Raw genomic sequence first — 11,550 nt, forward strand, 5'->3', positions numbered from 1 at the left:
GGTGTCTTGCCCGTTAGCCAGGGTTCTGGCTAACGCCACTCTGGGTTGTACTGCACCAGGACCCCGTACACCCTCTGCAGGAGTTTGAAGACGGTTTCGTCGCCACCCTTGACGTCGGGGTGCCAGCGTCGAGCGGCCAGGCGATAGCCTTTCTTCCGGTTGGTCCAGATTGTGTTGTCCTCGCCCGCCAGCTCCCACATCAGATGCTCCGCGTCATCCACGGTCAACCGGTGACGGGGGCCCATCTCCTGGTACTGCTGGTGAAACCGGTCCACCTGCCGTCGGTGACGGCGCGCGGCGTTGACAGCGAGAGCGGCTTGACGCGCACGTTCAGGATGGCGGGCACGATAGGCCGCTTGCCGGCAGGTGGCCGAGCACCACACTGGGCGAGTGCCGGGCCGCTTCCGCGAGGCGTTCCACCCCAGTCCGCACCACTTGCATGTCAGCCGCACCACACTGGGGTCGCCTGGCTCTGCAGGTATGGATCGTGCTCGTCTCGCCACTAGGTTCTCCTGCTGCGTGCTGTGTGCTGTGTGCTGTGCCCGGTCCTGACGGGATCGCTGCGCGGCGCCCAGGGTGGGCGCCGCGCGGCGGCGAACCGGTTAGCCGTTGCGGTTGCGGCGAGCGGTGAGGGCCGCGCGGTATGCCTGCACCGGGTCGGGGGAGTGTCCGCGGGCCGGTGACCAGATCTCGTGTGCGCGGGTGTAGGGAAACCACTGCCCTTGACGACTCAGTCGTACCTGCACATCGCTGCCGTCCACGGTCAGCCTGTTGAGGTCGAGGGTGATCGTGTTCTCAGTGAGCCCGCAGTGCTGCTGGAGGCTCGTGCGGGCAGCCTGCATGAGGCTGGGCTCAGGGGTGTGGCTGTGGTGTGCGGTGTGCACGCCGTCGAGGCCGCCGAAGGTGTAGGCGCGCCGGAGTCGGCCGAGTGCGGCACCGCTGAGGCCGAGCTGTTCTGCCGCGGTGGTAGCAGTCTCAGGTGTGGCATGTTCCTGCTGGATCAGGCGGACCAGATCCAGGATCGGGTCCTGTTCGTGTCGGCTGGTCCCACGCAGCAGGCCTTCAGCCCGGCGAGCGGCATCGGCCAGCATGGCCGTGAGGACGGTGGTGTCAGGACAGCCGGACGGAGGGGTCGGCACCATCGCTGCGGTAGTCGAGGACTGGGGTGGGGTGGTGTGTGTGGTGGTCATGTCGTGAGGTTGGCCAAACGAATGAGTTGGTCGGCGGAGAGTTGACTGAAGTCGATCTCGCCATCGGGCAGGTACAAGCCGCTTTGGTCCCGTTTCTCGGCCACCAGCGCGGCGAGGCGGTCTTCGACGCTGTTGCGGGTGACCAGGTAGTGCACATGGACCGGGCGGAGTTGGTTCATGCGGTGGGCCCGGTCGGTGGCCTGGGCCTCGACAGCGGGATTCCAGTGCCGCTCGAAGTGGATGACATGGTTGGCGGCGGTCAGATCCAGACCGAGTGCCGCGGTGGTGAACGTCGCGACCAGGACCTGGATACCTCCGTCGGTGAGGTCAGCGACGAGGGCTTTGCGGGCGGGTTCGGTGACCTCGCCGATGTAGAGGCCGGCGCGGTAGCCCAGGTGCTGCACATAGGCTGTGACCATCTGGGCGGCGTAGACATAGTTGGTGAAGATCAAGGCCCGTTCGCCGGTGCCACGCAGGGCCTGCAGCAGTTCGCGGGTACGCGCCAGCTTCGGTGACTGGTGCACGAGTTCGTCCCAGTCCAAGGCCGGATCGTCCAGGGGTTGTTCCAGGAACTGGGCCGGGCTGTTGACGATCTTGCGTTGATCGTGGGTGATTTTCTTGACCAGCTGGCCGATAGGGGCACCGGTGGAGTTGTGTCGCAGGCGTCGGCGGCTGGCGTTGTCCAGGCTCTCCAGCTGGCCTTGCTGGCGCTCACTCAGGTGCACCAGGTGGGTGGTTTCCACCTTGGGCGGCAGGTTCAACCCCAGGGCGGGGTCGATTTTGAGGCGCCGGAGCACGAAGGGCCGCACGACGCGCTGGACTCGCTGACGTGCCTGCTCCACCGCTTCGGGGTCGGGCGCGTCCAGGATCGGGCGCACGAACTGGGCGTGGAAGTGCGCGGGAGTGCCCAGCAGACCGGCGTTGACCCAGTCCAGGATCGCCCACAGCTCTCCTGGCCGGTTCTCCATGGGTGTGCCGGTCAACGCCAGCCGGGTCTCCGAGCGCAGCGCACGCACGCGGCGCGCGGCACCGGTGGCGGTGTTCTTGGTCTTCTGGGCCTCATCGGCCACGACCAGGCCCCAGTCCACTGTGGTCAGTGGGTCGTCGATGACCCCGTAGGTGGTGAGCACGATCGTGCGCGGGCCCAGCAGTCCCAGAGTTCGTTCGGTACGCCAGTAACGCACCGTCGTGGCGGTGGGTGCGTGCCGGGCGATCTCGCCCTCCCAGTGGTTGAGCACACCTTCGTTCGGGCAGATGATCAAGGTGGGTTTGTCCGCGCCTGCCCGATCACGCCGCAGGTGCGCGGCCAGCGCGGTGATCGTCTTGCCCAGGCCCATGTCATCGGCCAGGACACAGCCAAAGCCCAGCGCGCTCACCACGGCGATCCAGGCCAGCGCGCGGACCTGATGATCACGAAGCCGGATCGGGCAGTGCGCGCGTTCCCGCCGGATCACCTCCTCATAGTCGGTCTCGCGCAACCGGGAGATAAGAGCGGCCAGGCCGGCCGCGGGAGTGCAGGCGTAGACACGGCCGTCGAGGGTGACCCAGCCATCAAGGACCTCCAGCATCCCTTGGTAGCGCGGGATCGTCTCGACCGCGGGTCGGCGCAGGGTTTGGCGGGTGAGGTCGTCTACCAGGATCCAGCGGTTGCGTTCCATGACCCATGGCAGTTCCGCGTCGCGCAGCCGGTCCAGTTCGGCGCCGGTGAGAACAGTGCCCTCGGCGGTGATCCGCCAGCGCCGGTCGAACAGCTCGCCCAGTCCGAGTCGGCCGGTGACCGGCTGTGTGCTGCCGGCGGGGCCGACGACGGCCTCCACGGCCAGCTCGGTGGCCCACTCCTTGTGCCACTGCACCCTGATTCCCAGTTCCCGCAGGGTCTGTGCGGCGCTGCCGCACAGGGCCGCGGCGTCGGCGGGATCCAGCCACAGCCGGTCCGGGTAGGGGTCCGAGCCGAGGGCTTCCAGACAGGGCAGGGTGCGGCCGGCCAGGCGCAGGGTCCGGCGGACCTGTTCTCGTAGATCCGGGCCGTGGATCACGGTGTTGTCAGGCAGGAGATGGTTCCACCACACCGATTCGGCATCCACAGCCGAGTCGGGGCTATCGGGCAGCATGCTCAGACGCAGGGTGCCTTCCAGCACCGGCTGCCCCTGCACCGGTGGTTTGATGCACAGCCACAGGTAGGGCCCGTCGGCGGGCGGGGTGGTCATCTCGGCGGTGACGTCCAGGTCGTCGACCCAGCGCTGCACCGCGGTGATGGTGGGCGGGTCGGCCAGGTAGACCTCAGCGGTGTAGGGCGCCCCGCCGTGCAAGTAGGGGCGGCCCGCGGAGATCACGAGGTGGTGGGCCAGGACGTCGGCCATCGCCCGCACCGACCGGAGCAGATCCACCGACTCCTTGGCAGGGACCTCCTCCATCAGCCCGCGGACCACACGGGTCTGGGTGGCCAGCTCGGTGGCCAGGGTCTGCACGGTGTGCTGCTGGCCGGTGGTGAAGGGGCCGAGCTGCCACATCGGGTAGCGCCGGCGCCGGTCGTCGGTGTCGGCCAGGCCGGGGCGCACCCGGTGCTGGGAAACCATGGTCAGTACCAGGTGCACAACCTGAGCCCACAGACGTGCCGAGGCGCTCCACTCCTGCCGTGGCGGCCCGGACAGCAGATCGATCACGTCACCGGTGGCCACCGGCCAGCACCGCACCATGCCGATGGCGCCCTGGCTGTCCATGACCTCATGTCTGACCACGGGCACCTCGGTGGGCACCCCTTCGGGCACGCCGAGGCAGACGAGCCCGGCCTGGGGGAGGGCAGCGGTGCTGTCGAAGGCGAAGCCGTGCCCGGCGGTCAGCGCCGCGCGGAAGGCCTTGTGGCCCCCTGCGAGGCGTGCTGGCGCCTCCACGGTGACGGTGCCGTGCAGCGGTGGTGCCGCCGCGGACGGGACCTCGTAGTCGCTCTCGCGGGCAGGAACCGTCGGCTCGGGTGGCACGGCTGCGGCGTCGGACTCTGGCGGAGCAGGGTGGGGAGTGCCAGGTTCCTGCCTCACCAGTGAGGCTGGTGGGGCAGGGTCGTTGTCGGCCGCAGCGTGCCGGTCACGGCGTTGGGGTTGCGGAACCGTCACAGTCGCCGCGGCCAACTCGACCCGCGTAGCCGGTGCGGCTGGGGTGGCGCGCCCGTGGCTCATGTTGACCTGGAGCATGATCGAGGCTGCCGCGGTCTGCCTGGTCTGCTGGATGCCGGGGGCTTCCGCGGTGGCGGTGAAGGTGCGTCCGGCCCAGCGGTAGTCCAGCTGGAACCGCAGGTGCCCTGGCTCGCTGCGGTCCTGCCAGCGCAGCGTGGTCTTGGTGCGGGTGGCGGAGTCTTCCAGTACCTGGATCGGGGTGCGGTCCGCGGTCAGCACGAGCCAGCCGGACGGCACCTTCTCCTGCTCGCTCCAGTGCTCGCGGGGCGGCAGGCCGGCGAGTTCGGCAAGAGCTGCCAGCCGGACGGCCTGACGTGCCGCAGCTCTGGACACGGCCCGGCACGGTCCGAAGGTCCTGTCCTGACCGTCGACGACCAGGCGCACGCTGGCCGACTTCATGCCGTCAGGGTGAAGTTGGTCGGTGAACTCGCCGGTCGGCGAGCCGGTTGAGGCGCTGTAGCCGTTGAGGAACTCGGCCAGTCGCGGTGGGATCCGGGTCGCGGCCAGCAGAGCTGCGCGCAGCACACCGTCCCAGACCCGTGACGGCTTGTGGATCAGCACAGTGTTGAGGTGTTTGGCAGTCAGCAGCCCAGCACGGGCCCGCACCAGGGTATGCGCGATGAGATGTTCATCGAGCTGCTCGTGAACGACTGCCGCGGTGAGGACGTCCAGGAATGCCTTGTCGTTGAGGGACACCCAGCGGTCCGGGCAGGGCTGGATGGTGAGTGGCTGCCGCGGTCGCGGTGGTGTGGCAGCCGTGGTCGTGGGCGCTGAGGCCTGGGCCCGCGGCATCGGGATGTCGACCAGGCGTCCCAGCAGGCTGAGGCAGCTGACCTGCGACACCGTCTTCTTGTTGGGGCCGGTGTGCCACTCCCCCATGATCTGGCCTTGCCGGAGATGGAGCCCTGCCTGGGCTCTGAAGGCCGCGCCGTCGCCAGTGACGACTGGGTGCACCGCGATGGTGGGCTGCGGCCATCCGGTGAACTGCGACTGGACGGCGAAGATGCCCGGTGCCAGGTGCGGCTGGCTGCTGACGTAATCGAGCAGGCGCGAGCGCAGCTGACCCATCTCACCCAGTGGCACCAGCAGCAGAGCGCGGAGATCCTTGACCGTCAGCGAGCCGGATTCCAGGCGGCGCAGGACTTCCGGCTCACCTCCGGCTGCCCAGCATCCGCCTCGGGTCCACGGGCGGAGCCAGGGTGGGATCTCACGTTCCATTGGTTTCTCCTACAGCAGGGACGGCCTTGCCCGTCAACGCAGCACACGGCTGGTCACTCAGGAAAATCGACGATGCCGCACCCTAGCGCACAGTAGATCAAGCGCTCCAATCGAAAGCCCGCACGCACCCCATTGTGTGAATATCCCCGGATATCGATATCGGCAATGCCTGGGAAACAGGAGCGTCAGGCTGGAACCGGTGGGAAGTCCTCCGGTGGGCCGTGCACTCGCCTGCGGTGTTCTGGCCCCTGCAGCTTCCCACTGCGGGCCCGGCTGGCTGCTCATGACTTCCACACAGGACGGTCACAGCTGGCCACAGCACTGTGGGCACACAGTGTCTGCGTGGTGCATACCCCGTCTCGTGTGGGTGCCTCCCGCGTGAGGATGCCTCGGCATCGGTCAGGCCAACTTGCCACGAGCCGCCGCTGGGACCGCCGGCGGAATATCGGGTACCTGAAATTGCGACACCGGCGGCAGCATGCATCACTGATGCGCCGAATGGCCTCGTCACTCTATCTTCGAGCGAATACACTGCCATGAGATCATGTGTTGCCGTCCTAATCGCTTGGCTGCACGGCAGAGTGTCACCGCAGCATTTGCTTTCCGGCACAGAGCACACACCTGTGACGTGCGATGGCCATCGCGACCCCCTAGGCAGAGGACAGCAGCGGCTGTTCTGCTCAGGGCCACGCAGCAGGGCACAGCGATGTCATGCCCGGCCACCATGGTGATGCCACCGCCCATGCCGTGATGCCGCGGCCGTGTCACTGTTGGGCACTGATCACAGCATTGGTGAGCACGTACACCGCGGCGAACCAGCGACCACAGCTGTTCTGCCTTCACAGCTAGGTCACCTCACCTCCACAGCCCCACTGCCCACCCCTCTGTCGTCTGCATCAGGTGGTGTGTCGTCTCGTCACCACCTGCGCCGACAGTGTGTGAGAACCCTTGGCACTAAACAGGAACCGCGAGGGCCGAAGTACCGTGGGGCGGTCTCCGACTCGACAAGGGTGGACAGGGGTACCAGTGAGTATTTCCTGACACGCCTCTTGTCACTGCCCCCTCCCCGCAGGAGGTGTTGCGGGGTCCCCGAGGCCTGCGGCATCGGCTTGAGCGAGGCTTGCACCAGGTCGATGCGCCGGTGTGCCAACTCATCGAATGGCCGCGGCAAGTCCGTCGAGACTGAACAGGTGACGGGGCGCGAACGTGAGGCAGGGAGCAGAGGTCCGCCGTGTCGTTCGTTGAACCACCAACGGCTTGCTCGTGGACAGCGGAGAATGCCGCGCTCGGGGCGTGCGCCAGGTTGGCAGTGACAGGTCTGGTTGAAAGCTCGTCACGTGGGGTGGAGTCAAGTCATGTCATGTGCGGGGAGGAGCCGTTGCGCTGCCACGCGACCACGGGACTGGATGTCGATCTGTTCGATGAGGTGGTCGCCGCGGTGAGGGGGCAAGCTGCCTCCCGTAGGTGATGCCTGCGGATGCAGCCGCGCCGGCTTGTACCTGCTGGCCAGCAGAAGTGAGTTCCGCTCGGCTGACCCTCGTGACCAGACTGCAGGACCTGGGCACAAGCCACCGGTGATCGTCGCTGCCACACAACCGCCCCAGACGCTTGGATCCGATCCACGGAGCCAGACCAGGCCCCTGCCGGTCTGCCGCGATCACCGCGCGAACACCGCCGACACCACCATCCGCTCACCTTCCAGACGGAGACGGCCTGCCTCTGATCAGGTCATACGGTGCTCCGTAGCGGGTGACCGTCAACGTCGTGTCGCCGTAGCGGAGACGGGCTTCGGTGTCGGAGCTCATCTCGGCCTCGGCACCGCGGAGACCGATGTTCGGATCGGTCAGGGCTGCTGCGACGTCGTGGGGTGGGGTGAACCGGTTGTAGTACAAGCGCCAGGATCCCTCGTCTCCCCATAGGTGGCTGCGGTCGACCAGGGCCCCGGGCAGACTGCGGTCGAGGGGATCGGAGCTGAAGGCTCCGAGAGCCCATCCTCGGTCGGGGTCGTGAGTGCTCAGTCGTGCCAGCAGTGCGGCGAGCAGGCTTTCCTCCTCCCCGGTCATCGCGGGCAGGTAGCCGAAAGCGAGTTCTTCGTGCCGGGTGAGGCGATGCCTGGCGGGGTCGGGATTCCACTGCGGCGGCGGGGTGTTCTCGGACTCGTGGTGGCGGGGCCGGTCGACTGGGTAATGCAGGCGGAGGTGGCCGCCGATGGGTAGATGCAGGAGGCGGTACCAGGTGCCGTCGGGGTCGGAGTCGAGGCAGCGCAGGCCGAGGATCCCGTGCCGTACATGGTCGGGATCGGGCAGGAGCATACGGAGAAGGCGGTGCGGACGTGGGGTGTACAGGGTGAGCTCGTCATAGGCGGGTGAGACGGAGAGGTCTTCATCGAGGAGCTGGTGTGCGTCGCAGACGTCGAATCCTCGGCCGAGGCGGGCACCGGTGTTGTGGTTGAGCAGCATCAGGGCCAGGTGGGCGCGGAAGGCACGCTGGGAATCGGTGCAGTCGTCCAGGCCGTGGGTGTTGCCACGGCCGAGTCAGGCACCGGCGACTTGCTTGGGTTCACGCGTGTAGGCGGCGCGGAGATCTCTGGCGAGGGCGCGGGGTGAGCGAGACATGGTGATCCTTGGTTGCCACACCGCCCGGACGGCGTGACAAGGGTTGAGGGGACACCAGTTCACGCTGGGGTGTTGCCGCAGTGGAGCGTCGAGGTAGGCGCGTCCCGCGCCTTGTCGCCGGTGAGGTGGTAACCGTCCGGGTGGTTCTCACGGCTGACGACCGGCACCTCGCGCGCCGACCGGGTCGAGGCAGAGTAGCGCATCGGTCACCGGAGCCTGTGCCGACCTGTTTGTCGCGCTGTGGCGCGGGTCCTGTCGGCCCCGGGTTGTGCTGGCCGCTCTGTTTCGCCCAGTGCGGAGAAGGCCAGTGTGGGCACGATGGCAATGGTGATGATCAGCCCGAGGGTGAGCAGGTGGCCCAGTGCGGAGAGGAAGTCGACCAGCACTGTCGCTCACGCTCCGAGGAGATGAGCATGTGGCTGGTTAGCGATCGTGGTCATGACGACAAGGTGGGCCCCGCAGCCGGTGATGTACTGCCGGATGCGGGCTTGTCCGTCTGGGTGAGGGCTGAGGTGCTCCAGCGCCGGTACCACGACGCCGGGGGCGTCTTGCTGGGCAAGGACGGTCAGCAGGCGACGCAAGCCGGGGGCCTCCGCTTCCGCGGGTGGGGCACCCCAGTCTGTGAAGACGACGCGGAGCGTGTAGTGCTGGGCCCGGCACCATGTGGCCAGTGCAAGGCGCACGCGTTCGGACTGGGCAATGGCCTGCTTCGGAACCCGGTTGTAGCCATAGAGCGCCGGTGGCCCGGCAACCCCACGCAACAACCCGCCAGGGCGCGTATCTGTCTGCGGCAGGGTCAGTGACCCAGGCCAGCCCATCTGCGCTGGGTGGAGTTCTTGTAGCCGTGTAGTGGTCCTGGACTGGAGCATGGGGCTAGATCCCCTCGCGCAAGCGGAAGGCCCGCCGGGAGACTTCGCAGGGCCACTCCTGGCCGCAAATCACGCACAGAGCCGAAGGCTCCTGCGGAATGTGGGTGTTGAAGGCCTGGATCGTCACGATGTCCAACACACATGCCTCGGGGTCCTGCGCGATCTGCTCGGCAGTGTGGTCCCGGTCCGGGACAGGGACCGAGGGTGTGGGTGTGCTGGGAATCTGGGTCGTGGTCATGGTGGATGCGCCTCCGTCCAGTGTGGACTGTCGTGTCCGTGGACGGCACCCACCGCCGGGGCGGGGTAGTCGCCACCAGAGCGCGAGAACCGCGGTGAGATTCTGGTGCACCGGCGGGAAGGTGGCCCGGCGGTGAGTGCCGGGGTGAAGCCAACGCCGATCGGGCGGGGTTGACCAGCGCACGGGTGTTGCATCCTTGACGCATTCCTGACGCACGAGGCTCTATGACCTGCAAGGATGAGATTGGGCTAGAGTCGACTGGGACGACGGGGGGTGACCGTGGCGTCCAAACGGGATGGTCTCGCACAGAGACGGAGCCTGCTCGGGTTCACCCAGGAGACCTTCGCGGAAGCACTTGGTGTCGAACGGACGACGGTCACTCGGTGGGAGACCGGCCTAACCGTTCCGCACATACGGCTGAGGCCAACCATGGCGCGCCTGCTGCAGTTGCCTGCCGAGGCCCTCGCGGCACTGCTGGAAGCCGGCCCACTGCGGCGCCAGGCATCGTCTGCGGGGATGTCCGCCGGCCTTGCCGAGGCGGTTGATCTGGTGGACGTCGCCGCGCTGTCCGAAACCGTTCATGGTCTTGGTGAGCGCTATGACCGAGTGCCCTCGGCGTCACTGCTCGCAGAAGCCGGACAGTGCCTGGGACAGATCGGATTCATCCAGCAACGCGTGCAGCGACCTCGTGTACGGCGGGAGCTGGTGGCGGCAGAGGCTGCGGCGGCCACGCTGATGGGCCAACTGGTCTGGGATGCCTCGCAACGTCGGGATCACGGCAGTGCCCGGACCTACTTTGACCAAGCGATCGCCGCCGCTCAACGGCTAGGTGATCCGGTAGCGGAGGGGCATGCCCTGCTGCGGCAGAGTTTCGTTGCCCTCTACGGGGTGAAAGATCCGAAGCTGGGCCTGAGTCTGGCCGGGCAAGCCGCCAGCGTCGCCGAGGGCAGCAGCCGGGTACTCAGCGGTCTGGCGTTGCTGCACAGCGCGGAAGCCCGCGCGATGCTGGGCCAGGCAGGGGCGTGTGAGCAGGAGCTACGTGTGGCGGCCGGCCGGTTGGAGCTGATCGATTCCCATGATGCCGCAGCCGAGCTGTTTTCCGAGCACCAGTTCGACCGCTTGGCCGGGTCCTGCTATCTCTTCCTCGGAAAACACCAGCAGGCGCAGGTGATCCTCGAGCGGGTGGCACGCAGCTTGCAGGATCGACAGAAGTCCCGGGCCATCGTGCTGGGCAACCTGACCCTGGCCTACCTGCGACAGGCCAACCTGGACGCGGCCACCGCCACCCTGACCACCGCTATCGAGGAGGTGGAGCAGACCCGGGGTGGGGGCGGTCTCAACGTGATCTTCACAGCGGCTGGTGAACTGCGGCCGTGGCGGAACCAGCCGGGTGTGCTGGACCTCTACGATCGGTTGCACGCCTTGATGATCCCCAGCTGAGGAGTGCAGCGTGAGCGGTGAGCTCGATCGAGTCAAACAGGCAATCCGCGAACGCGTCTGGAACACCCTCGACCAGGCCGCGGTAGCGGCACCGCGGGGTGCCCACGGCCGCATTCCTGACTTTCAGGGTGCTACGGAGGCGGCGCAGCGCCTGGCGCAACTGTCGGTGTGGCAGCGGGCCCGGGTGATCAAGGCCGTTCCGGACAGGCCGCAGTTGCCGGTGCGGGTGCGGGCACTGGAGGACGGCAAGCTTGTCTACATGGCGGTGTCCAAGCTGGCGCACAGGCTGCCGTTCTACAAGCTTGACCCGAGAGAGTTGAAGGCCCCGTTTACCGAGGTGGCATCGAATGAGGGGGCAGCCAGTGTCGCGCCGAAGGTCGGGGTCGACACCATGTCGGCGGTGGACTTGGTGGTCTGCGGCAGTGTGGCGGTGAACCGGGCGGGTGCCCGGCTGGGCAAGGGCGCCGGATACGCCGATCTGGAGTTGGCGTTCCTGCAGGAGGCCGGGCTGATCGGACCGGCCACAATGATCGTGACAACTGTGCATCCGTTGCAGGTGCTGGATGAACCGTTTCCGGAAGCGGCACACGATTTCCGCATGAATCTGATCGTCACGCCGGAGGAAGTCATCGAGTGTGGCCCGTCGCCGCGGCCGGCTGGTGTGTTGTGGGAGCAGTTGAGCGAGGAGAAGATCGCCACCATCCCGGCGCTCGCCGCTCACGCGACTCGCAGACGCTAGTGTCCTGCGCCTGAAATCCGCTATCTAATTGTAGGATTCGGCGATGGCGGGTCGTGGACGGTCCAAGGTCG

Annotated in this window: 9 protein-coding genes; 2 read left to right on the plus strand and 7 right to left on the minus strand. The window is 67.3% G+C overall.

Features of this window, described 5'->3' with window-relative positions:
* Window positions 1-29: 29 nt before the first annotated feature.
* The 7 genes from MZC64_RS47160 to MZC64_RS47185 all read right to left on the minus strand — a co-directional run bounded on the left by MZC64_RS47160 (window position 30) and on the right by MZC64_RS47185 (window position 9,300).
* Entirely contained in the window at window positions 30-275 is a 246-nt protein-coding gene (locus tag MZC64_RS47160) for a J domain-containing protein (protein ID WP_247766210.1), read from the minus strand.
* 327 nt (window positions 276-602) lie between these two features.
* Entirely contained in the window at window positions 603-1,190 is a 588-nt protein-coding gene (locus MZC64_RS47165) for a hypothetical protein (protein WP_247766211.1), read from the minus strand.
* A complete protein-coding gene (locus MZC64_RS47170) occupies window positions 1,187-5,578 on the minus strand; it encodes an SNF2-related protein (protein ID WP_247766212.1) in 4,392 nt (1,463 codons plus the stop codon). Before MZC64_RS47170 ends, MZC64_RS47165 begins: the two co-directional genes overlap by 4 nt.
* Window positions 5,579-7,269: 1,691 nt before the next feature.
* Window positions 7,270-8,037 carry a hypothetical protein gene (locus tag MZC64_RS47175; RefSeq protein ID WP_247766213.1) on the minus strand — a complete coding sequence of 256 codons (768 nt, stop codon included), beginning with the start codon at window positions 8,035-8,037 and terminating at the stop codon, window positions 7,270-7,272.
* 362 nt (window positions 8,038-8,399) lie between these two features.
* On the minus strand, window positions 8,400-8,579 hold the full coding sequence (locus tag MZC64_RS47180; RefSeq protein WP_247766214.1) for a hypothetical protein: 180 nt from the start codon (window positions 8,577-8,579) through the stop codon (window positions 8,400-8,402).
* Between the two features lie 6 nt (window positions 8,580-8,585).
* Complete coding sequence (locus tag MZC64_RS49260) at window positions 8,586-9,062, minus strand: recombinase family protein (protein WP_374205920.1); 477 nt, start codon at window positions 9,060-9,062, stop codon at window positions 8,586-8,588.
* Window positions 9,063-9,066: 4 nt separating this feature from the next.
* The gene (locus tag MZC64_RS47185; RefSeq protein ID WP_247766215.1) at window positions 9,067-9,300 is read right to left on the minus strand and encodes a hypothetical protein; all 234 of its coding nucleotides are present in this window, start codon (window positions 9,298-9,300) and stop codon (window positions 9,067-9,069) included.
* Window positions 9,301-9,579: 279 nt separating this feature from the next.
* On the opposite strand from MZC64_RS47185, the gene MZC64_RS47190 reads away from it, so the two are divergent.
* Window positions 9,580-10,740 carry a helix-turn-helix domain-containing protein gene (locus tag MZC64_RS47190; protein ID WP_247766217.1) on the plus strand — a complete coding sequence of 387 codons (1,161 nt, stop codon included), beginning with the start codon at window positions 9,580-9,582 and terminating at the stop codon, window positions 10,738-10,740.
* A gap of 10 nt (window positions 10,741-10,750) precedes the next feature.
* A complete protein-coding gene (locus MZC64_RS47195) occupies window positions 10,751-11,479 on the plus strand; it encodes a 5-formyltetrahydrofolate cyclo-ligase (RefSeq protein ID WP_247766216.1) in 729 nt (242 codons plus the stop codon).
* The last annotated feature ends 71 nt before the right edge of the window (window positions 11,480-11,550 follow it).

It is taken from the genome of Crossiella sp. S99.2, from assembly GCF_023094165.1.
Lineage (GTDB): Bacteria > Actinomycetota > Actinomycetes > Mycobacteriales > Pseudonocardiaceae > Crossiella.